20 protein-coding genes are annotated in these 19,818 nt (G+C 67.4%); 10 read left to right on the plus strand and 10 right to left on the minus strand.

Annotated features, from left to right (window positions below):
* Positions 1-64: 64 nt before the first annotated feature.
* Both AC3ISA_RS05385 and AC3ISA_RS05390 read left to right on the plus strand, forming a co-directional pair.
* Entirely contained in the window at positions 65-1,900 is a 1,836-nt protein-coding gene (locus AC3ISA_RS05385) for a cation:proton antiporter domain-containing protein (protein WP_489179657.1), read from the plus strand.
* A gap of 192 nt (positions 1,901-2,092) precedes the next feature.
* The gene (locus tag AC3ISA_RS05390) at positions 2,093-2,734 is read left to right on the plus strand and encodes a TetR family transcriptional regulator (RefSeq protein ID WP_489179658.1); all 642 of its coding nucleotides are present in this window, start codon (positions 2,093-2,095) and stop codon (positions 2,732-2,734) included.
* Between the two features lie 67 nt (positions 2,735-2,801).
* Here the strand turns inward: AC3ISA_RS05390 and AC3ISA_RS05395 are convergent, their stop codons facing one another.
* Genes AC3ISA_RS05395 through AC3ISA_RS05405 form a run of 3 tightly spaced genes read right to left on the minus strand, consistent with a single transcriptional unit; the run spans position 2,802 to position 4,270 of the window.
* The gene (locus AC3ISA_RS05395) at positions 2,802-3,383 is read right to left on the minus strand and encodes a Smr/MutS family protein (protein ID WP_489179659.1); all 582 of its coding nucleotides are present in this window, start codon (positions 3,381-3,383) and stop codon (positions 2,802-2,804) included.
* Positions 3,380-3,619, minus strand: coding sequence for a helix-turn-helix domain-containing protein (locus AC3ISA_RS05400; RefSeq protein ID WP_017504942.1), 240 nt, complete (start codon positions 3,617-3,619; stop codon positions 3,380-3,382). The genes AC3ISA_RS05395 and AC3ISA_RS05400 overlap by 4 nt, the downstream gene beginning before the upstream one ends.
* Positions 3,620-3,643: 24 nt before the next feature.
* Positions 3,644-4,270, minus strand: coding sequence for a DUF2975 domain-containing protein (locus tag AC3ISA_RS05405; RefSeq protein WP_489179660.1), 627 nt, complete (start codon positions 4,268-4,270; stop codon positions 3,644-3,646).
* A gap of 453 nt (positions 4,271-4,723) precedes the next feature.
* Here AC3ISA_RS05405 and rdgB point away from each other — a divergent pair, with 453 nt between their 5' ends.
* Both rdgB and hemW read left to right on the plus strand, forming a co-directional pair.
* The gene (rdgB, locus tag AC3ISA_RS05410; protein ID WP_372693312.1) at positions 4,724-5,326 is read left to right on the plus strand and encodes an RdgB/HAM1 family non-canonical purine NTP pyrophosphatase; all 603 of its coding nucleotides are present in this window, start codon (positions 4,724-4,726) and stop codon (positions 5,324-5,326) included.
* On the plus strand, positions 5,319-6,479 hold the full coding sequence (gene hemW / locus AC3ISA_RS05415; RefSeq protein ID WP_489179661.1) for a radical SAM family heme chaperone HemW: 1,161 nt from the start codon (positions 5,319-5,321) through the stop codon (positions 6,477-6,479). The genes rdgB and hemW overlap by 8 nt, the downstream gene beginning before the upstream one ends.
* A 3-nt stretch (positions 6,480-6,482) precedes the next feature.
* Here hemW and AC3ISA_RS05420 read toward each other — a convergent pair whose 3' ends face one another.
* The gene (locus tag AC3ISA_RS05420; protein ID WP_372693310.1) at positions 6,483-8,138 is read right to left on the minus strand and encodes a GNAT family N-acetyltransferase; all 1,656 of its coding nucleotides are present in this window, start codon (positions 8,136-8,138) and stop codon (positions 6,483-6,485) included.
* Between the two features lie 156 nt (positions 8,139-8,294).
* Between AC3ISA_RS05420 and AC3ISA_RS05425 the strand changes: the two genes are divergently transcribed.
* A complete protein-coding gene (locus AC3ISA_RS05425) occupies positions 8,295-8,774 on the plus strand; it encodes a hypothetical protein (RefSeq protein ID WP_489179662.1) in 480 nt (159 codons plus the stop codon).
* A gap of 142 nt (positions 8,775-8,916) precedes the next feature.
* On the opposite strand, the gene AC3ISA_RS05430 is transcribed toward AC3ISA_RS05425, so the two are convergent.
* Positions 8,917-9,171 carry a GlsB/YeaQ/YmgE family stress response membrane protein gene (locus tag AC3ISA_RS05430; protein WP_039243891.1) on the minus strand — a complete coding sequence of 85 codons (255 nt, stop codon included), beginning with the start codon at positions 9,169-9,171 and terminating at the stop codon, positions 8,917-8,919.
* A 179-nt stretch (positions 9,172-9,350) separates the two neighbouring features.
* Here AC3ISA_RS05430 and AC3ISA_RS05435 point away from each other — a divergent pair, with 179 nt between their 5' ends.
* Genes AC3ISA_RS05435 through AC3ISA_RS05445 form a run of 3 tightly spaced genes read left to right on the plus strand, consistent with a single transcriptional unit; the run spans position 9,351 to position 11,456 of the window.
* The gene (locus AC3ISA_RS05435) at positions 9,351-9,737 is read left to right on the plus strand and encodes a helix-turn-helix domain-containing protein (protein WP_489180076.1); all 387 of its coding nucleotides are present in this window, start codon (positions 9,351-9,353) and stop codon (positions 9,735-9,737) included.
* Between the two features lie 47 nt (positions 9,738-9,784).
* On the plus strand, positions 9,785-10,570 hold the full coding sequence (gene hisN / locus AC3ISA_RS05440) for a histidinol-phosphatase (RefSeq protein ID WP_489179663.1): 786 nt from the start codon (positions 9,785-9,787) through the stop codon (positions 10,568-10,570).
* A gap of 55 nt (positions 10,571-10,625) precedes the next feature.
* Positions 10,626-11,456, plus strand: coding sequence for an ABC transporter six-transmembrane domain-containing protein (locus AC3ISA_RS05445; protein ID WP_489179664.1), 831 nt, complete (start codon positions 10,626-10,628; stop codon positions 11,454-11,456).
* 53 nt (positions 11,457-11,509) lie between these two features.
* On the opposite strand, the gene AC3ISA_RS05450 is transcribed toward AC3ISA_RS05445, so the two are convergent.
* The 3 genes from AC3ISA_RS05450 to AC3ISA_RS05460 form a co-directional block, all read right to left on the minus strand.
* Positions 11,510-12,559, minus strand: a complete 1,050-nt coding sequence (locus AC3ISA_RS05450) for an alpha/beta fold hydrolase (RefSeq protein WP_489179665.1) — start codon at positions 12,557-12,559, stop codon at positions 11,510-11,512.
* On the minus strand, positions 12,556-13,476 hold the full coding sequence (locus AC3ISA_RS05455) for a class I SAM-dependent methyltransferase (protein ID WP_372693304.1): 921 nt from the start codon (positions 13,474-13,476) through the stop codon (positions 12,556-12,558). The genes AC3ISA_RS05450 and AC3ISA_RS05455 overlap by 4 nt, the downstream gene beginning before the upstream one ends.
* Positions 13,477-13,571: 95 nt before the next feature.
* Positions 13,572-14,378, minus strand: a complete 807-nt coding sequence (locus AC3ISA_RS05460) for a class I SAM-dependent methyltransferase (protein WP_489180077.1) — start codon at positions 14,376-14,378, stop codon at positions 13,572-13,574.
* 271 nt (positions 14,379-14,649) lie between these two features.
* Between AC3ISA_RS05460 and AC3ISA_RS05465 the strand changes: the two genes are divergently transcribed.
* The gene (locus tag AC3ISA_RS05465; RefSeq protein WP_489179666.1) at positions 14,650-15,117 is read left to right on the plus strand and encodes an Hsp20 family protein; all 468 of its coding nucleotides are present in this window, start codon (positions 14,650-14,652) and stop codon (positions 15,115-15,117) included.
* A gap of 50 nt (positions 15,118-15,167) precedes the next feature.
* Here the strand turns inward: AC3ISA_RS05465 and AC3ISA_RS05470 are convergent, their stop codons facing one another.
* Together AC3ISA_RS05470 and AC3ISA_RS05475 are read right to left on the minus strand one after the other, a co-directional pair.
* Complete coding sequence (locus AC3ISA_RS05470; RefSeq protein WP_372693302.1) at positions 15,168-15,644, minus strand: RNA pyrophosphohydrolase; 477 nt, start codon at positions 15,642-15,644, stop codon at positions 15,168-15,170.
* Positions 15,644-16,840, minus strand: a complete 1,197-nt coding sequence (locus tag AC3ISA_RS05475; protein ID WP_489179667.1) for a divergent polysaccharide deacetylase family protein — start codon at positions 16,838-16,840, stop codon at positions 15,644-15,646. The genes AC3ISA_RS05470 and AC3ISA_RS05475 overlap by 1 nt, the downstream gene beginning before the upstream one ends.
* 192 nt (positions 16,841-17,032) lie before the next feature.
* On the opposite strand from AC3ISA_RS05475, the gene ppc reads away from it, so the two are divergent.
* Positions 17,033-19,732 (plus strand): phosphoenolpyruvate carboxylase, encoded by a 2,700-nt coding sequence (gene ppc / locus AC3ISA_RS05480; protein WP_489179668.1) that lies wholly within the window; start codon positions 17,033-17,035, stop codon positions 19,730-19,732.
* Positions 19,733-19,818 lie beyond the last annotated feature (86 nt).

Consider the following 19,818-nt stretch of genomic DNA (forward strand, 5'->3'; position numbering starts at 1 on the left):
ACCCGTGCGACCTCTCGCCACGGCCGGGGGATCAGGGTCAGATACGTAGACTTAAGGAGGGCGGATGCACGGTCAGGGCGGGGACTATAAGGATCTGGTGGTGTTCCTGGCTGCCGCCGGCGTCATCGTGCCGCTGGTCAACCGGCTCAAGATCAGCCCCGTCCTGGGTTTCCTGGCGGCGGGCGTGCTGCTGGGACCAGATGGACTGGGCCGGTTCGCGCAGTCGCTGCCCTGGCTGTCGTGGCTGACCATCGGCGATCCGGGTCAACTGGCCCAGCTGTCGGAACTGGGCGTCGCCTTTCTCCTGTTCATGATCGGACTGGAGCTGTCGTGGGAACGGCTGCGCGCCATGCGCCGACTGGTGTTCGGCCTGGGCATGATGCAGGTCGTCGTCTGCACGGCGGTTCTGGCCTGCGGCTTCCTGCTGATGGGTCAGACCCTCGCCAGCGCCGTGGTGCTGGGCATGGGCTTGGCCCTGTCATCGACCGCCGTGGTCATGCCGGTCCTGGCCGAGCGCGGCCGGCTGAAGGGGACGGTCGGCCGCTCCACCTTCGCCATCTTGCTGGCCCAGGATCTGTCCGTCGCCCCGATCCTGATCACCGTCACCGTCCTGGCGGCCCTGGCCCAGCAGGGCGGCGCGCTGGACACCGCCGTCCTGGGGCGCGCCCTGTTCACCCTGGTGCCGGCGGCGCTAGGCTTGGGGCTGATGGTGCTGTTGGGCCGTGTCGTGCTGCGGCCGATGTTCCGGTCGGTGGCCAAGGCCCGCAAGGTCGATCAGGGCGGCGAACTGTTCGTCGCAGCCTCCCTGCTAGTGGTGGTCGGCGCCGGCCTCGCCGCCCAGGCCAGCGGCCTGTCGATGAGCATCGGCGCCCTGCTGGCGGGCGTGCTGCTGGCCGAGACCGAGTTCCGGCGCGAGGTCGAGGTCTCCATCGAACCCTTCAAGGGCTTGTTGCTGGGCGTCTTCTTCGTCGGCGTCGGCCTGGGCCTGGACCTGGACGCCATCGCCGCCGATCCCGTCGGCGTCTTCGGACTGGCCCTGGCGCTGACGGTCGTGAAGACGGGCGTCATCTTCGGCCTGGCTCGGTTTTGGGGCCTGGGCGCGCGGCCGGCGCTGGAGACGGCCCTGGTCCTGGCCCCGGCGGGCGAGTTCGCCTTCGTCGTCTTTGCAACAGGCCTGGTCGAGGGTCTGGCGCCGCCGCAACTGACCAATACCGTGGCCCTGTCGGCGACGGTCAGCATCTTCTCCATTCCGCTTCTCGCCCTGCTGGGTCAGAGATTGGCGCGCAAGTCGGCGCCCGCCGGCCAACAGCTCGATCTTCCAGCGCTAGAAGCCGCGGACGGCGCCGTCATCATCGTCGGCTTCGGCCGCGTCGGGCGGCTGATCGGCGAGATGCTGAAAGAGCACGACCAGGCCTTCATCGCCCTGGACACCGATCCCGGCATCGTCGCGGCCGGCAGGCGCGACGGCTTCGACGTCTTCTATGGCGACGCCGGCCGCCGCGAAATGCTCCAGCACTGCGGCGTGCAATCCACCCGCGCCCTGATCGTAACGATGGACGCCCCGACCAAGGTGGACGAGGTGGTGACCGCCGCCCGTTCCATGCGCGAGGACCTGATTCTGATCGCCCGCGCCCGTGACGACCAGCACGCCATGCGACTCTATGGCCTGGGCGTCACCGACGCCGTGCCGGAGACGACCGAAGCCAGTCTTCAGTTGGCCGAAAACACCCTTGTCGATCTGGGCGTGCCCATGGGCCTAGTGCTGGCCTCCATCCATGAGCGGCGGGACCAGTTCCGCAAGGCCTTCCAGGCCGCAACCCCGATCGAGCGTCGCAATCGCCCCAGCCGCGCCCTGCGTCGAACGGTCCGCCCGGCCAAAACCGCCCCCAGCCAAGACTAGGGGCTGATACCTACGGTCGCATCACGGACCCATTTTCGTCATGGTTCCGTGATGCAAGCACAGCTTCCGTATTCCTGCATCTTCGGAGCAGCAGCGCCCGTCCGACCCGCTCTCGGGCCGAGATATTCACCTGAAGTCGATGGCGGATGCTCCCCCTCATCCGCGACTTAAAGTAGAGTAAAAGCCTGATTTATGACTGATATTGTCGCAACCCTCGCCGTCGAACCCCGCCTGAACCGGCGCCAGGCCGCCAAGATCCGCACGCGACAAAAGGTTCTCGACGCCGCCCGTTCGCTCTTCGCCGAGCGCGGCTATGAGCCCGCCACGATCCGAGACATCGCCAAGGGCGCAGGCATGTCCACCGGCGCCGTCTTCGCCAACTTCCAGGACAAGGCCGAACTGTTCGAGGCCGTCCTGACCGAGGACATGACGCGTCTGGCCGAAGTGGTCGAGGCCGCCGCCCCCAAGGGCGAGCCCGTCCGCCAACGGCTCGTCACCGCCCTCAGCGCCGGATACCACTCGTCGCTGGACCAGTTGCCGCTGTTCCAGGCCATCGTCGCCCGGTCGTGGTTCCAGCCTCTGGCCGCCGAGATGCGCGCCCGCGCCGCGACCAAGAACCTGCTGCTCGCCATCGGCGGCATCCTTCAGGACGCCGTGGCCAAGGGCGAACTATCCAAGGACGCCGACAGCCGCCTGCTGGTCGAGCTGATCTGGGACGCCTATCTGTCCAACTATCGCCGCGCCGCCTATGACGAATGGGACGCGCAGGCCCTGTCGGACCATATGGGCAAGCAGATCGACGTGATCCTGGCCGGCGCCATCGCCGCCAAATAGGCCGACGACAAGCCGCTTTTGAAAAGGCCGGGTCCGCCAGCGCGGGTCCGGCCTTTTTCTTTGGCTATCAGGTCCGACGTTTCAGGGTGACGTAGAAGGCGCCGTTTCCGCCGTGCCGCTGGTGGGCGACGGTGAAGCCCGACACCACACCGCGCAGCGCAGGCGACGACATCCATTCGCCGAAGGCCGAGCGGATGACGCCGCCGCCCATCCGGCCCTGGCCCGTGATGACCAGCACCGCCCGCATCCCTCGCGCCTGGCAGGATGTCAAAAAGCCGCGCAGTTGATCCTCGGCCTCGAACCGGCCGAAGCCATGCAGGTCGATACGCGCCTCGATGGGATCGCGCTCTCGCGACAGCCGCTGCTTGCGACGCGGCTCCAGATCCTCGGGCGCCGGCTTGGGGCGTAGGGGCGAAGGCCGCTTCTCGACAGGCGGCGCGGCGGCGACGCGTTTCGGCGACGACTTGGCCAGCGGACGGGGACGCTCCACCGGTGTGACGACGATCTCGGGCGGGGTCTCGGCGCCGGGAGTGACGCGGGCGGCCTTGCGGGTTTTGGGCGCGGCAACAGATCCGGCGACACGGGTCCAGATCCGGCGGTCCTCGGGCGTCAGTCCGTTTTCGTCGCGGCTCGGCCCCTTTCGCCTCATGCCTCGCCGTCGTCCTCGATCGTGTCGCCCGGACCGGGTTCATGGGCCAGCAGATCGCCGGGCTGGCAGTCCAGTTCGCGGCACAGGGCGTCCAGGGTCGAGAACCGCACCGCGCGCGCCTTGCCGGTCTTCAGGATCGACAGGTTCGCCACCGTCACCCCGACCCGGTCGGCGAGTTCGGTCAACGACATGCGGCGTTCCACGAGGACGCGGTCGAGCTGGACGCGGATGGCCATGCGGGAATCCTACTTCGAAACGGCTCAGATCGTCAGTTCGGATTCGCGGCGCAGGCGCGCACCCTCGCGGAACACCTCCGCCAGCACGAAGACGATCAGCACGGAAAAGATCGGTGTCAGCAGCTCGCCCAACCCCTGCGGGTCCATGACGCCGGGCGCCAGCCGTTTGGCGACGAAACCCTGAGCCACCCAGACACCGCCGGTCACGACCGCGAGCGTCAGACCGATCTGGCGCAGACGGCGCACATTGTCGGGCTGGAACGGGTCGCCCATGGTCAGGGTGCGAATGATGCGGCGCAGGCTGCGCAAAATCAGCATGAAGCCGCCGAAATAGGCCGTCGCGGCGCCTAGGCCGAACAGCAGCAGGGTGCGCGTCAGCGGCAGTTGCTTGCCGCCGGAGTCCCCGCTGACGGTGATGTTCACATTATCCAGAGGAATGAAGATCGCGGCGATGACCAGCAGCAGTAGAAAGCCGGTGATCAGCCAGAGCAGGATATAGGCGACGTCCAGCACCACCTTCAGCATGCTGGAGACCGAACCCGGCCCCATTGCTCTGAACGGGGCCTTGAAAGGAATGCGCAGGGCGCTCAGCCCCCTGATGGCGCTTGCCTCGCCTCGCTTCAGCGGATTTGGCGGCGTCGGCAGGCGCATGGTCTTTCTGATCTCAGGCCGGGGAAGGCGGGGCGATGGCCACGCGGGGTCCGGCGAACCCGCGCGCGGCTCTATACATCGCGGTCTTCATGCTGGTCGTCAAAGCTCTCTTGATCGAAAAAGGCTAGATCAGAAGCCTTGGAACAGAATGACGACCAGGGCGGTCGGCAGGGCCGCGATCAGAACGGTGGCGACAAAAGCAGCGCCGACCTTGTCGAGCCACATCGAGGCGTTCATCGTGTGCATGGTATTTCTCCGTCTTTCCTGTTTGGGCGATTATCGCCCTTTGCATTTGTTAATCGCATGATCGTTTCCGTTTTCGCGGAAGTCATGAACGCTGCGACCTCGTTCCTGACGATCAATAGATAGGCCGTGCGAACGGAAAAGGCACGTTACATATCGTTTAACGATATTAAACTTTGGCAATAGACTGTTTCAGGGGCGTGATCGTCGATGAATCTAAAGCTTATCAAGGGGATGCGGCTCGTCGTCGCGACACATAACCCCGGCAAGGTCCCGGAAATCTCCGCGCTGCTGGGCGGAAATTACGAGATCGTCACCGCAGGTGAGTTGAATCTGCCCGAGCCGGACGAGACCGAGACCACTTTCGTCGGCAACGCCATGCTGAAGGCCCGCCATGCGGCCCAACTGTCGGGCGAGGTGTCGCTGGCCGACGATTCCGGCCTGTCGGTCGCGGCGCTTGACGGGGCGCCGGGCATCTTCTCAGCGCGCTGGGCCGGACCGGGCAAGGATTTCGCCGTCGCCATGCAGAAGGTCGAGGAGCGACTGAAAGAGATCGGCGCGACCGACCGCGCCGCCTGGTTCACTTCGGCCCTGGCCGTCGCCTGGCCCAACGGCCCCTGCGTGGTGGTCGAGGGCGAGGTCCACGGCCAACTGACCTTCCCGCCGCGCGGCGACTGGGGCTTCGGCTACGACCCCTTGTTCATTCCCGACGGCGGCGACCAGACCTTCGGCGAGATGGAGCCGGCGGCCAAGGACGCCATCAGCCACCGCACCCGCGCCTTCGCCAAGCTGAAAGCCGCCCTGATTGACTGATCCCCGCGACCCCGGGACCGACATCGGCCTCTACGTCCACTGGCCCTATTGCGCGCGTATCTGCCCCTATTGCGACTTCAACGTCGTGCGCGACCGGGGGCGCAGCGAGGAGCAGGCCGGGCTGGTCGAGGCGATCCTCGCCGATCTGCGCGCGCAGAGGGTTCTGACCGGCCCGCGACGGCTGGCCTCGATCTTCTTCGGCGGGGGCACGCCGTCGCTGATGGCGCCCGAGGCCGTCGCCCGCATCGTGGCGGCGGCGCGCGACCTGTTCCCGCCCATTGGCGAGATCGAGATCACGCTGGAGGCCAACCCCACCGACGCCGAGGCCGGCCGGTTCGCCGCCCTTGCCGACGCCGGGATCAACCGCCTGTCGATGGGGGTGCAGGCGCTGGACGACGACGCCCTGCGTTTTCTCGGTCGCGACCATTCGGCGGCCGAAGCCCTGCGCGCAGTCGATCTGGCCCGCCGCGCCTTCGACCGCCTGTCCATCGACCTGATCTACGCCCGACCGGACCAAACGCCCGACGACTGGGCCGCCGAACTGACGACCGCGCTCGCCCTGGGGTTCGAACACGTCTCGCCCTATCAGCTAACCATCGAGCCCACGACCGCCTTCGGTCGGGCCTTTGCGCGCGGCGCACTGACGCCGCCGGACGAAGACCGCGCCGCGTCTCTTTATGAAACCACCCAGGCCGTGCTCTCGGTCGCCGGCTTCGACGCCTATGAGGTGTCCAACCACGCGCGAGGCACGGTCGCCCGGTCGTCGCATAATCTGCATGTCTGGCGCGGCGGCGACTATCTGGGCCTCGGCCCCGGCGCCCACGGCCGGCTGACGCTGGACGGCGTCAGGACCGCGACCGTCGCCCATCGCCGCATCGCCGACTATGTAGCGGGAGTTTCGGCCGCTGCGCCCTGGTCCGACCGCGACGCCCAGACCTCGGCCGATGCGGCCGAGGAGCGGTTCCTGCTGGCCCTTCGCACCACCGAGGGCGCGCCGACCGCCCTGCTTTCGCCCCTGGGCCTGTCGCCGGATCGCGCGCCGGTCGCCGGCCTGATCGCCGACGGATTTCTGATCCTTCAGAATGATCGGTTGATCGCAACCGCTCGCGGCCGCCCGGTGCTGGATGGCGTGCTGAAGGCGCTTCTGACCTGAGCCTCAGCCCTTCTTCAGGCCGATCATCCCCAGCCAGCCGCCGCTGGTCAGCAGGGCCACGTCCAGCAGCGCCATCGGCAAGGGCGTCGACACCGGCGCGGCGATGAAGCGCGAACGCCAGTCCGGCCCGAACTTGGCCTTATAGCTGCGCAAGCCCTGAAAACCGTAAAGCGCCCCGCCCTCCTCGAACACCAGGGCGCCGACCCTCGCGAAGACCGGGGCGATCCGGCGATCCTCCAGCCCCGCCAGCGGCGCCATGCCCAGGTCGAAACTGGCCAAACCTTCGGCCTTTGCCCATTGGGCGCAGCGGATGAACAGATAGTCCATCACCCCATGCGGGGCGTCGGGACGGTGGCGCATCAGATCGACCGCCGCCTCATCCGGCGCGGTCAGCAGATTGGCGAAGGCCACGATCCGCCCGCCCTCGCGTACGACGGCCAACGGCGTCAGGTCCAGATAGGCGGCGTCGAACCGCCCCAGCGAAAAGGACTTCTCAGACCCGTCATGCATGGCCAGCCAGGCGTCCGAGATCTCGCGCAGCTCGTCCGCGATCGGCCCGGCCGAACCGGCCGGCAACACCTCGAACGACGAGCCCTCCCGCTCGGCGCGGTTCACCGCCGTCCGCAGGTTCTGCTTGCCCTTGCCCTCGATGGAAAATTTGTCGGCCTCGATCACCGCCGTCTCGCCGACCTTGCGCACGGCCAGCCCCATGGTCGCCAGATCGCCCAGCACGCCCTCGCCGACCGAATAGAAGACGGCCGCCCCGCCGTGGCTGTCGGCCATCTCGGCGAAGTTCCACAGCAGCTCAAGCCGCTCGCTTTTCAGGCCCGCCGGTTCGCCCATCGCGATCCAGCGCCGGCCTCGCACACGATACGCCAGGAAGCTGGACCCCGACGGGCTGAACATCAGCGCCTTGTCGCCCAGCATGGCCAGCCAGGCTTCGGGCGTCGCCGTATCCGCCGTCTTAAGCGCCGTCGTCGCCCGTTCGATGTCCACAGGGCCGGCCGGGCCATGACTGTCGGCGCCGGGCGAGCTCAATAGCGACCGTCCCGCCACCACCAGGGTCAGGATCGCCAGCACCAGACCGGCGCGCAGGAAGCCTGACTCCTGGCGATCGCTCAGAAAACGCCACCACAGCTCGTCATTATAGGCCACGTCGCGATAGGCGAAGAAGCCCAGCCACAGCATGGACGCCACCACCGCCGTCAGCAGCAGCAGCCAGCTGGGCCGCAGCGGCTCGCTCAGCCGCGACCGGCGATTGAAGGCCGACCGGCAGGGCGCCAGCAGGGCCGCGACGATCACCAGATTGGTCGCCTGTTGCCAGTCCAGTCCCTTGAGGATCGAAAACACCGCCCCTGTCGCCAGCACCAGCAGCGCCGCCCAATAGGCGCCGCGCCGCCGCCGCCACAGCCCCGCCGACAGCAACAGCAGCAGGAAGCCGGCGATGCTGCCGACGAAATGGGACAGGTCGATCAGAAGCGGCGACACCACCCCCGTCAACCGACGCAGCCGGTCGTCGAACTCGGGCGTCACCGCCGAGACCAGCATCAGGGCCCCGGCCACGAACGCCACGATGGCGAATATCTGCGGCGTCAGCTCATAGGCCAGGCCCAGAAGACGACGGTACAGACCGGAAGTGCGCCTGGGTCGGCTGGACAAGCTTGGCCTCTCGAATCGTGGATTGCCCGAACATAGACCAAGAATCGTCCAACCGGGGCGCTCCTGAGGTCATTTCTAGGCGCGTGAAACATATCGTAACATGGCGAGTTTGGTCTGGTGCGGGCGTCGGGCTCGCGTAACCGGGGACGTTCTCCCATGACCATCAAGACTGTTCTTCTGGCCGGCGCTGCCGCCGCCTTCATGACCGCCGCGCCCGCTATGGCGCAAGAAGCCACGCCCGCTCCGGCTGCTGCGCCTGCCGCCGCTGCGTCCTCGCAGCAATCGCTTTCGCTCAACCCTGGATCGAGCGTCGCGGGTCCTGACGGCGAACTGGGCAAGCTGGAAGGCGTTCAGTCCAATGCCGAAGGCAAGCAGGAACTCACCGTTCGCGGCGCCGACGGCCAGCTTCGCGCCGTGCCGCTGAGCGGCATCCGCCAGGAAGGCGCCGGCGTGGTCGTAGCCTACACCAAGGCCGAGTTCGACGCCGCCGCCGCCATTCCGGGCGCCCCGCCTGCACCGGCCGCCGCTCCCGCCGCTGAACCGGCTCCGACCACGGAACCGGCCGATCCGGCCACGACCGAACCGGCGACCCCGGCCCCCGATGCGGCCACCCCGGCTCCGACCGAGCCGAACTAAGTCTGACGTCACAGGCTGAATGACGAAGGGCGGCCGGTTCACCGGCCGCCCTTTCGCTTGTCCGCTCCGGCGCCTGACACAACGCGCAAGAAAAAGGGCGGCTCTTTCGAACCGCCCTCTTCGTCTTCAGCCTATTGCCGGATCAAGCGCGACGCTTGACCAGTCCCAGAAGGAACAGCAGCAGGCAGGCGCCCAGGAACGCCACGATCAGCGTCACAAAGTTGAAGCCGCCGACCGGCGTGCCGAAGACATTGTTGGAGATAAAACCGCCGAGCAGAGCGCCGATGACGCCGACGATCAGATTCGTCAGAAGGCCGTGATTACGACCCATGACCTTTTCAGCCAGCCAGCCGGCGACGATGCCGATGACGAGCCAACCAATGATTCCCAAACCCATGCTGTGGTTCCTTCCTGTAAAAGCCAAGCTGTTGCAGTAAATGCAGCTCGAGCCATACGGTTGCGTCATCACCCTTTGCTCGCCGCATTTTTGCCGAACTCGCCTCAGACGCGATCCGGCACGGTGATTGCCCCCATCGACGTATGTCGTCCCGCATCGGGACAGACGTTGAGACGAGGATCACGGCCATGGCCGCCGACATCGACCTGCACCTGGGCCGCCGCCTGCGTCGGCGCCGGCGTCTGCTGGGCCTGACCCAGCAACAGCTGGCCGTCCAGGTCGGCATCCGCTTTCAGCAGATCCAGAAATACGAGTGCGGCGCCAACCGCATCTCCGCCGCCCGCCTGTGGCAACTCTCCGAGGCGCTGGAAACGCCCGTCGCCTATTTCTACGACGGTCTCGCCGAGGCGATGGAGAACGACGCGGCCCCGACCAAGGGCGGCGAGGTCTTCTCGCGCAAGGAGACCCTGGACCTGATCCAGGCCTATTATCAGCTGGACGAACGGCCCCGCCGCCGCCTGCTGGACCTGGCCAAGTCGCTGCACACGGATGTGCCCCCCGCCTGAGACGCTGAGGGGCGCCCAAGCCGGCGAAAGCGCGGTAAGGGAGCCTCATGACCGAATACGAAGCCTTCGCCATCGAACTGGCGCGCGAAGCCGCGCGCGTCACCCTGCCCTTCTTCCGCTCTGACATCGGGCACGAGGACAAGGGCGGCGCCGCCGGTTTCGACCCCGTGACCGAGGCCGACAAACAAGCCGAGGCCGCCATCCGCCGCCTGATCGCCGCCCGCTACCCCGACCACGGCGTCATCGGCGAGGAATACGGTCAGGACGGGCCCGAGGCCGAGCACGTCTGGGTGCTGGACCCCATCGACGGCACCCGCGCCTTCATCTCGGGCCTGCCGCTGTGGACCACCCTGATCGCCCTGCGCCAGTCCGGAAAGCCCACGGTCGGCGTCATCGCCCAGCCCTATCTGGACGAGATCTTCATCGGCGGCCCGTCCGGCGCGCGGCTGCTGCGCGGCGAGGCCGAGACGCCGCTGGTCGTGCGGGCGTGCGAGAAACTGACCGACGCCGTCATCTCGACCACCGACCCCGACATCTTCAACGGCGCCGAACTGGGCGCCTGGACTCAGGTCCGCGCGACCGCCCGCCTGGCTCGCCTGGGCTGCGACGCCTATGCCTATGCGATGGTGGCGGCCGGCAAGATGGACCTGGTCGCCGAGACCAGCCTCAAGCCCTGGGACTGGTCCGCCCTGGTCCCCGTGATCGAGGCCGCCGGCGGCCAGGTCGTCAACTGGCGCGGCGCCGCCCCCGACGACAACGGCCAGATCCTCGCCGTCGGCGACGCCCGCCTGATCGACCAGGCCCTGGTGACGCTGAAACGCGCGGCGATATAAGGCGAACAAAACGTCCCACGCGTCTGAGAGGGCGCAGGGATAAGGAGCAGGTTCAGTGATATATGCTCTCGCTCGCCGACATGCGCTGAGCCTGACGTCGGCCTACAGTCTTACGACCCTGATGTTCCTGTCGGGACAGCTTTATCCGTTGATGACCGCCTTTGCGATCAACGGCGTTCTCAAGGGCGACTGGAAACCCATAATCGTCCTCGCCGTCTGGCATCTGCTCATGACGGGTCTGGAGGTGGGCGCGAGGATGTTCGACACGCGCGTCTTCACTCGGGTTTATGCGGATCTGGCCGGCGGTTTCGTTATACGTGCGCATGGCAAGGGGATGACGCCGACGATCATCACATCACGCGCCATCCTGTCGCGCGAGTATGTCGATTTCCTGGAGAAAGACATTCCGGGCGTGCTGATGGGCCTCGTCGGACTGGTCACGGCCATGGTCATCCTGCTTTCGCTCGATCCGATCGTAGGCGGAATCTGTGTTCTGCTTCTCATTCCGCTCGGCCTGGTCAACTTCGCCTTGGCGCGGCGCTCGCTCGTTCTGAACCGAGGACTGAATGATCGACTGGAAAAAGAGGTGACGATTCTGACGCGAGGACGCGTTTCGACCGTGAGACGCCATTTCGACGCGCTTTCAAGATGGCGGGTCAGATTGTCCGACTCGGAAGCCCGCGCGTTCGGGCTGATGGAGCTCAGCGTGATCGTCCTGGTCGCAGCCGCCTTATGGAGACTCTCTCAAGGCGGCGCTGTGGCGGCGGGCGATGTCTATGCCGTGTTCGCCTATGTCTGGCGGTTCGTTCTCGCGCTGGACCGCGTTCCCGAGACCGTGCAGCAACTCGCCAAGCTTAAGGATCTCAACCGACGCTTTGTGTCTTAGGCGCCATCCTCAGGCGAGATGGACTCGTTGGACTGTTTTTCCGGGGTCTGGCTTCAGGCGACAGACGGCGTCTCCGCCGTCACGTCCACCGTCCTCGCCGACGGGTCAACGACCGCATCCGCCGTCGGGGCGACCATGTCGGCCATGGCGTCGAACTCGTTCAGGAAGACGGCGCGCAGGTCGTCGGCCTCCATGATGACCTCGTGCTTGGCGCCGGAAACTTCGACATAGCGCCCGCGCGGGATGCGTTTGGCGGCCCAGCGGTTGGTCTGTTTCCACACCACGTCGTCGGCGTCGGCCTGGACGATGACGACCGGCGCCTTGACCGCCTTCAGCGCCTTGGGCTTCAGCGCCCGCTCGCCCGCGTCCAGCGCAAAGGCCAGCCAGCCGTAGGTCGGGCCGCCGATGGCCAGGTGCGGGCAGGCATACAGCTGCTGGCGCCACATCTCGTATCGGCTCTCGTCCGAGGTCAGGGCGTCCTCGGCGAAGTTGTGGTCGAACGGATCGTCGGGATCGCCCAGGATATAATCGCCCGCCTGGCCGTGGCGGATGTTCCAGCGCACCACCAGCTTGACCGACCACATCGACCGTTTGCCGGTCTTGATCCGCAGCATGGGGCTGGACAGGACCGCGCCCGCGAAGCGCTCCTCGCCGCTTTCCAGCGCCAACAGGTTCAGACAGGCGCCCATCGAATGCCCCACCATGATCCACGGCTTGGGGCATTGATCCTCATAGGCGTTCAGCAGGCGGTTGTAGTCGTCCAGAAACTCCTCGACCGCGCGGGCGTGACCCTTCAGCCGGTCTGGCAACAGCCGCGCCGACAGTCCCTGGCCCCGCCAGTCGTGGGTCAGGACACACCAGCCGCGCGCCAGGAAGTTGCCGATGACCTCGTAGTATTTCTCGATCGGCTCGGTGCGGCCGGGGCTCAGCACCACCGTCCCGCGCACCTTGTCCGCGCTCAGGTGCGACGGCTTCCACAGACCGGCGCGCAGGCGCATCCCGCCCGCGCCGCGGAACCAGTCGCCCTTGCCGCCGGGGGGCGAGGCGGCGCCGGGGACCCCCATCAGGGGGGCGTTGGCGGCGAAGGCTTGGGCGCGGTTCACTCGGGCTTCCTGAACTTCAAGGTCATGCGATCGCTCTCGCCGATCGCCTCGTATTTCGAACGGTCGAACTCGGGATCGACCGGCTGGCCGCGCGGGGCCGTCAGGCGCGTGGGCGCCAGCGTATCGACGCCGAAGGGATGGTCCTTGGTGTCGTCGGGGTTGGCGTTGATCTCGGACGCCTCGACGAAGACGAAGCCCGCCTCGGCCGCCAACTGGCGCACGAAGGCCTCCTGGACATAGCCGTTGGCGGCGACTGGATCCTGATCCTCGGCCGGCGACAATCGATGCTGCTCGATGCCCAGGATGCCGCCGGGCCTAAGCGCGGCGAAGGCGTCGGCGAAGGCCTTTTCGGCGATGCCCGCCGCCATCCAGCCGTGCAGGGTGCGCATGAACAGGCACAGTTCCGCCGTCCCCGCCGTCGTCACCGGGCCAGAGCCGGATCCGAAAACCGTGAACTGCGGCTCGCCATACAGTTTCTTGTCGCTGGAAAACCGCGTGCGGAAGGCGGCGTTCAGAACGGCCTGGGCCGGATCGGCGGTCGGCCCCTCGGGGAACAGGGCGGCGACATAGGTTCCGGCGCCCTTGGCCAGATAGGGGGCCAGGATTTCAGTGTACCAGCCGCTGCCGGGCCAGAACTCCACCACCGTCATGCGCGGCTGAAGCCCGAAGAACCGCAGGGTCTCCATTGGATGGCGGAAGGCGTCGCGCGCCTTGTCCTGGGCGTTGCGCCAGGAACCCTCGACCGCCCATTCCAGAGAACCTTCCGCTGGACCGGCGGGCTTGGGCGGCGCCTCGGGGGTCTTGGCGGCTTCGTCCTTGCGACCGCAAGCCGCCACGCCGGTCAGGGCCAGCGCGGTCGCGCCGCTCAGCAGGAACCGACGCGAAAACCCGCCCGCGCTCGCCAGACAATCAGCCATTCAAAACTCCCGCAGCACGCCGGGACCCGCGTCCGACGCACCCTGACCCATTGGGCTTAATCAGGTTCGCCGGCCCGGTCAAAACGCAAGACCACCTATTCCGGCTTGCGGAACCGCAGGGTCATGCGGTCGCTCTCGCCGATGGCGTCGAAGGCGGCGCGTTCCTCGGGCGTCAGGGTGCGGCCCGACGGATCGTTGCGCGCCGCCGACTGGCGGATCGGCGGCAGGGTCCAGACCCCGAACGGATGGTCGTGATCGTCCTTGGGATTGGCGTTCAGCTCGCTGCGCGCCTCCAAGACGAAGCCGGCGTTGCGGGCTTCGTGGATCACATAGCTTTCGGGCACGTAGCCGGTGGAGGCGACGTCGGCGACGTTCAGTCCCTCTGCGCTGCGGTGCTGTTCGACGGCCAGGACGCCGCCCGGCTTCAACGCCTTGAAGAAGGTGTAGAGATAGGGCTGTGTCCGGTCGTTACGCGACCAGTTATGGAAGGCGCGCGCCACCAGGATGAAGTCTGCGCTGCCCTCAGGCACGCCCATGTCTTCCAGCGGGCGGTTGACCGGCACGTAGCGACCGCCGGTCGCCGCCGCATAGGGCTCCAGAATATGCCGCCACCAGCTGGCGCCGCCCGGCTCGATCTCCACCACCGTCATGCCTGGCGTCAGGCCCCAGAAGGTCAGGGATTCGTAAGGGTGGCGATAGACGTCGCGTGCCCGATCGGCGGCGGGCCGGGTCTCCGCGGCGACGGCGGTCTGCAACGCCGTGTCCTCGGCGAAGGTCGGCAGGGCGCTGGACAGGGCCGAGCGCGGCGGCGTCCAGGCCCCTTCGGTCTGGAACGACTGATGCGCGACGGCGGGGGCGGCGGACAGCAGAACGGCGGCGAGGCCGAAGACGGCATGGCGCATGATCAGGAGCTCCGGGTTCAAGTCCTTCTCCATAGGCAGGCCCGCCGCCCGAGCAAATGACGTTCGCGAGACGCAGGCCAATTTGACGCAAGCAAAATCATCGACCCCGCGCCCTTGACGCCGTTTTGGAGGCCACCATCTTCTTTCGCGAGAGCGCCGATTTCGGGTTCTCCAGACTGACGACGCCGATCTCGGGTCGTCGGACTGCATCCCTACCGTCCGGGCCAAACCGCCGGGCGGCTCAACCTTGCTGATCCTCAGGAGGATGCTGATGCGTACCTATGATTTCACCCCGCTGTACCGTTCGGCCGTCGGCTTCGACCGTCTGGCCAATCTGCTGGAAAGCGCCTCGCGCACGACCGGCCAGGACACGGGCTATCCGCCGTACAATATCGAGACCACGGGCGAGAATGCCTATCGTATCGAGATCGCCGTCGCCGGTTTCACCACCGACGAGTTGAATATCGAGGTGAAGGAAAACCTGCTCACCGTGACCGGCCGCAAGACCGCCAATGACGATACGGCGACGCAGAAGACCTATCTGCATCGCGGCCTGGCCGAGCGCGATTTCGAGCGTCGCTTCCAGCTGGCCGACTATGTTGTCGTGACCGACGCCGATCTGGTCAACGGCCTGCTTTCGATCTCGCTGAAGCGCGAACTGCCCGAGGCGCTGAAGCCCCGCCGCATCGAAATCGGCGCCGGCCAGCCCCTGATCGAAGCCAAGGCTGAAGCGGCCTAAATCGCCCTCAGGCCAGATTATGAAAGGGCGGTGTTCGCGCCGCCCTTTTTCTATGCCGCCAGATGGGCGAAGGCGGCGACGACCTGCTCATAGGCCGGGCGCTTGAACGGCACGATCAGGTCGCAGGCATCCGACAACGGGCCCCAGCGCCAGGCGTCGAACTCGACATCGTCGTCGGCCGCCAGATCGATCTCGGCCTCGTCGCCGGTGAAGCGGAAGGCGAACCACTGCTGCTTCTGGCCCTTGAAGCCTCGCCAGGCCTTGGCGTTGTTCATGGCCTCGGGGGGAAAGTCGTACAGGATCCAGTCGTCCGTCCGCGCCAGCAGTTCGACGGAGGTGACGCCCGTCTCTTCGCGCAGTTCGCGCCGGGCCGCCGCTTCCAGATCCTCGCCCGCATCGACGCCGCCTTGCGGAAACTGCCAATTGTGCGGACCGGGCGTGGCGTGGCGCTGGCCGTACCAGACCAGGCCGTCGCGATTGAACAGCACGACCCCGACATTGGGCCGATAGGCGTCGAGATCGGACACTAGCGCCCCGGCCGCATCGACATGGACGAGGCGGGCGCCAGTTGCAGGCCGCGCTGTTCCAGACCGGCCGTCCAGCGGGCGGCGGCCTCGACCGTCACCGGATAGCTGAAGCCGGTCCCCAGGGCCGATCCACGCTGCTTGGCCTGGGCCTCCAGTCCGTTCAGGGCGGCGATGATGGCGGCGGGCGACTGGGTCCGGTCGATGACGCGGTCCGCACTGGCCCGCGCCCAGGCGCCCGGTCGACGCTGGAACGACCCGTCGTCCAGGAAGGCGACGCCGCGCTGACGCAATATGCCCAGGAAGGCGTTCATGCCCGTGTCAGAGCCGGCGAAACGGTCGCCCAGATAGTTGGTCACGCCGAAATAGCCGGTGGCCCGGCCCAGCAGCCAGTCCATCTTGGCCGCCACGTCGTCGGGGCCGCCATCGACCAGCAGCGTATAGGGGCCGGGATCGTTGTCGGGATAGCCGGTCGGCTCCATCGGCATTTCCAGCATGACCTCGTGGCCCTGCGCTCGCGCCTGGTCGATCCAGGATTGCAGGTTGTCGGCATAGGGCACGAAGCTGAGCGTCACTTCCGGCGGCAGGCGTTCGATGGCCGCGCGGGTCGTCACCGCATTCAGGCCAAGGCCGCCAACGATCAGCGACACGCGCGGCTTGCCGTTCGGACGGAAGGGCCGGGCATAGGCCTGGGCCGGAACGCGGCCGTCCGGCGCGATCATCGGCAAGGGGCCGTTCGATCCGGGCTGCGACAGGCCCGTGATGGGCGCGCGCGCCAAAGGTGAAGCCGCATGGACCGGGGCGCTGATGGGCGCGCCCTGGCCCGACACGCTGCCGCCGTCCGGCAGTGTGATGACCGCATCACCGCCCGTCGCCGGATCGCCGCCGCCCGCGAGATTCTGATAAAGCCCCATCGCCCCCATGGAGAAGGCCTCGAACCCGGTGGGCGCGGCCGCCGGAGCTTGCGCCGCGGGGGCCTCACGCTCCAGCGCGACATGGGCCGAGGGCGTGCCGGCCTTGGGATCGCCTAGCACCGTCAGGAACAGGGCGCTTGTGCTCAGCAGGAACAGCCCGGCCAGGCCCGCCACGACCGGCGGCTTCTTCAGCGCGTTGATGACGGGCGTCAGGCTCGGGCCATCCTTTGCGCGCGGAGCGGCTCCGGCGGCGGCGGCGAGGGCGGACTGGCGTTTGGCGAACATGGGCACAGGCGGAACCGATCTGGAATCCTACGCCGCCATCATCGCCCGCTGTCGGTTAAGAAACCCTAACGGCGGGTTCACCATGATCTCTGCAAGAAATCTCTGCGCACTGCTGTCACGGATCGTGCGTTGACGCGGGCGCATTCGCACTTCCAGATGCCGATCTCCCCGTGCCGACCAAGGATATGCCACATGATGAGCCCCGCCGCCGACGACGCCCTGCGCGACGAAGTCCGACTGCTGGGCGGCCTTCTGGGCGACATCATCCGCGACGAGGGCGGACAGGCCCTGTTCGACCACGTCGAGGCGGTGCGCCAGGCCTCCATCGCCTATCACCGCGACCCGGCCTCCCATCCCGCAAAACGTCTGGAGAAGCTGCTGACCGCCATGTCGGTGGATCAGGCGGCCGGGCTGGCGCACGGCTTTGCATTGTTCTCGCTTCTGGCCAATATCGCCGAGGATCGCTCGACCCGCAGGCGTGCTCAAAGCCAGGCCGAGGCCGGCGCCCGGCCCGACACCCCCGAAGGCGCGCTGAAGCGGTTAGCCGATCAGGGCGTGGACTTTGAGGCCGTGCGCGCCCTGCTGGACCAGTCCCTGATTTCGCCCGTCCTGACCGCCCACCCGTCCGAGGTGCGCCGAAAGAGCGTGATCGACCGGATCGCCGCCATCTCCGACCTGCTGGACGCCTGCGACAAGGCCGGCGACGCCTGCACGCTCGACGCCCTGAACGAGCCGCTGCGCCGCCAGATCGTCATCCTGTGGGCCACGCGGCTGGTCCGCACCCAGGGGCTGGTGGTGCAGGACGAGATCGACACCGTCGTCTCCTTTCTCGACCGCATCTTCCTGCACGTCGCCCCCAAGCAGCTGTCGGCCTGGCGGCGTCTGCTGGACGCGCCGGACCTCAAGCCCTTCATGCGGGTCGGCACCTGGGTCGGCGGCGATCGCGACGGCAATCCAAACGTGGACGCCACGGTCATGACCGCCGCCTTCCGCACCCAGGCGCGGGCGGTGCTCAGCTTCTATCTTGAAGAGGTCCACGCCCTGGGCGCCGAGCTCAGCCTCGCCGCCGAACTTGCCCAGGTCTCACCTGAACTTCAGGCCCTGGCCGACGCCGCCCACGACCCCTCGCCTCACCGCGCGGACGAGCCGTATCGCCGCGCCCTGACCGGCGTCTATGCCCGCCTCGCCGCCACGCATCAGAAGCTGGGCGACGCCCCCGCGCCGCGCCGTCCCGCCGTCGAGGCCCAGCCCTATCCCGGTCCCGACGCCTTCGAGGCCGATCTGAAGACCCTGCACGACAGCCTGGTCTCGCACCACGGCGGCGTCTTCGCCGACGACCGGCTCAGCGACCTGATCACGGCGGTCGAGGTGTTCGGCTTCCACATGGCGACCCTGGACATGCGCCAGAACGCCGACGTCCACGAACGCGTCGTCGCGGACCTGCTGAAGGTCGCCGGCGTCCAGTCCGACTATCTGGCGCTGGACGAGGAAGGGCGGTTGAAAGTCCTGGCCGAGGAATTGGCCTCGTCGCGCCTGCTGTTCAGCCCCTACGCCGAATACGAACCCGAGACCCTTAAAGAGCGCGCCATCCTTCAGGCGGCTGCGACCTCCCTCTCCGCCTTCGGACCCCAGGCCATACGCACCCATATCGTGTCCAAGACTGACGCAGCCTCGGACCTGCTGGAAGTCTATCTGCTGCTCAAGGAGGTCGGTCTCTATAGCCCCGAAGACCCCGCCGCCTGCCCCATCCAGGCCGCCCCCCTGTTCGAGACCATCGAGGATCTGCGCGCTGCGCGTCCGACGCTGGAACGACTGCTTCAGGAACCGTCCGCCCTCGCCGTCGCCAAGGCGCGCGGGGTGCAGGAGGTGATGATCGGCTATTCAGATTCGAACAAGGACGGCTCCTACCTGACCTCGGGCTGGGAGTTGCACGAGGCCTCGCGCGCCCTGGTCGAGGTGACGCAGAAGCATGGCCTGAAGCTGCAACTGTTCCACGGGCGCGGCGGCACGGTCGGGCGCGGCGGCGGCTCGTCCTTCGCCGGCGTCCTGGCCCAGCCCGAAGGCACGGTTCAGGGCCGCATCCGCACCACCGAACAGGGCGAGGTCATCGCCAACAAATACGGCGAGCCCGAGATCGCGCTTCGCAATCTCGACGCCCTGACCTGCGGCGCCATGCTGGCCTCGCTGGGCAAGGGGACGGATCACGCCTTCACCGCCGAACACGGCGCCACCCTGTCGGACCTGTCGGCTCGCTCCATGGCCGCCTATCGCCAGCTGGTCTATGAGACCGACGGCTTCGTCGACTACTACCGCGCCGCCACCCCCATCGCCGAGATCGCCGACCTGAAGATCGGCTCGCGCCCGTCGTCGCGCACCGCCTCGACCCGGATCGAGGACCTGCGCGCCATTCCCTGGGTGTTCAGCTGGTCGCAGAGCCGGGTCATGCTGCCCGGCTGGTTCGGCTTCGGCTCGGCAGTCCAGGGCCAGGACATGGGCGGACTGAAGGCGATGGCCGAGGCCTGGCCCTTCTTCAAGACCCTGGTCCAGAACATGGAGATGGTCATGGCCAAGTCCGACATGACCATCGCCCGCCGCTACGCCACTCTGGTTCCCGATGCCTCTTTGGCGGCCCGCATCTATGGCGAGATCCGCGAGGAGTGGCAGCGCACCCACGACGCCATCCTGGCCATCACCGGCCACGACAGGCTGCTGGGCGGCCAGCCCGAGCTGGACCGCCTGATCCGCCTGCGCATGCCCTATGTCGAGCCGCTGAACCACGTCCAGATCGAGCTGATCCGCCGCCGCCGCGCCGGCGACGACGATCCCCGCGTCCGCGAGGGCATCCTTCTGGCCATCAACGGCGTGGCGGCGGGGCTGAGGAACAGCGGGTGACGGCGCCGCGACCGTGACGACGATTTAATCCCATTGTCGCGGATCGGCGGCTGAACCCTCATCATCCTGTCGCACGACAAGACTAT

It is taken from the genome of Brevundimonas sp. KH_058 (genome assembly GCF_057838505.1).

What these genes read in the sequence shown, in the direction of transcription:
- AC3ISA_RS05385 (WP_489179657.1), top strand. Translation starts at nt 65, where the DNA reads ATGCACGGTCAGGGCGGGGACTATAAGGATCTGGTGGTGTTCCTGGCT.
- AC3ISA_RS05465 (WP_489179666.1), top strand. Translation starts at nt 14,650, where the DNA reads ATGCGTACCTATGATTTCACCCCGCTGTACCGTTCGGCCGTCGGCTTC.
- rdgB (WP_372693312.1), top strand. Translation starts at nt 4,724, where the DNA reads ATGAATCTAAAGCTTATCAAGGGGATGCGGCTCGTCGTCGCGACACAT.
- AC3ISA_RS05395 (WP_489179659.1), bottom strand. Translation starts at nt 3,383, where the DNA reads ATGAGGCGAAAGGGGCCGAGCCGCGACGAAAACGGACTGACGCCCGAG.
- ppc (WP_489179668.1), top strand. Translation starts at nt 17,033, where the DNA reads ATGATGAGCCCCGCCGCCGACGACGCCCTGCGCGACGAAGTCCGACTG.
- AC3ISA_RS05455 (WP_372693304.1), bottom strand. Translation starts at nt 13,476, where the DNA reads ATGGCTGATTGTCTGGCGAGCGCGGGCGGGTTTTCGCGTCGGTTCCTG.
- hisN (WP_489179663.1), top strand. Translation starts at nt 9,785, where the DNA reads ATGACCGAATACGAAGCCTTCGCCATCGAACTGGCGCGCGAAGCCGCG.
- AC3ISA_RS05405 (WP_489179660.1), bottom strand. Translation starts at nt 4,270, where the DNA reads ATGCGCCTGCCGACGCCGCCAAATCCGCTGAAGCGAGGCGAGGCAAGC.
- AC3ISA_RS05400 (WP_017504942.1), bottom strand. Translation starts at nt 3,619, where the DNA reads ATGGCCATCCGCGTCCAGCTCGACCGCGTCCTCGTGGAACGCCGCATG.
- AC3ISA_RS05430 (WP_039243891.1), bottom strand. Translation starts at nt 9,171, where the DNA reads ATGGGTTTGGGAATCATTGGTTGGCTCGTCATCGGCATCGTCGCCGGC.
- AC3ISA_RS05460 (WP_489180077.1), bottom strand. Translation starts at nt 14,378, where the DNA reads ATGCGCCATGCCGTCTTCGGCCTCGCCGCCGTTCTGCTGTCCGCCGCC.
- AC3ISA_RS05390 (WP_489179658.1), top strand. Translation starts at nt 2,093, where the DNA reads ATGACTGATATTGTCGCAACCCTCGCCGTCGAACCCCGCCTGAACCGG.
- AC3ISA_RS05425 (WP_489179662.1), top strand. Translation starts at nt 8,295, where the DNA reads ATGACCATCAAGACTGTTCTTCTGGCCGGCGCTGCCGCCGCCTTCATG.
- AC3ISA_RS05475 (WP_489179667.1), bottom strand. Translation starts at nt 16,840, where the DNA reads ATGTTCGCCAAACGCCAGTCCGCCCTCGCCGCCGCCGCCGGAGCCGCT.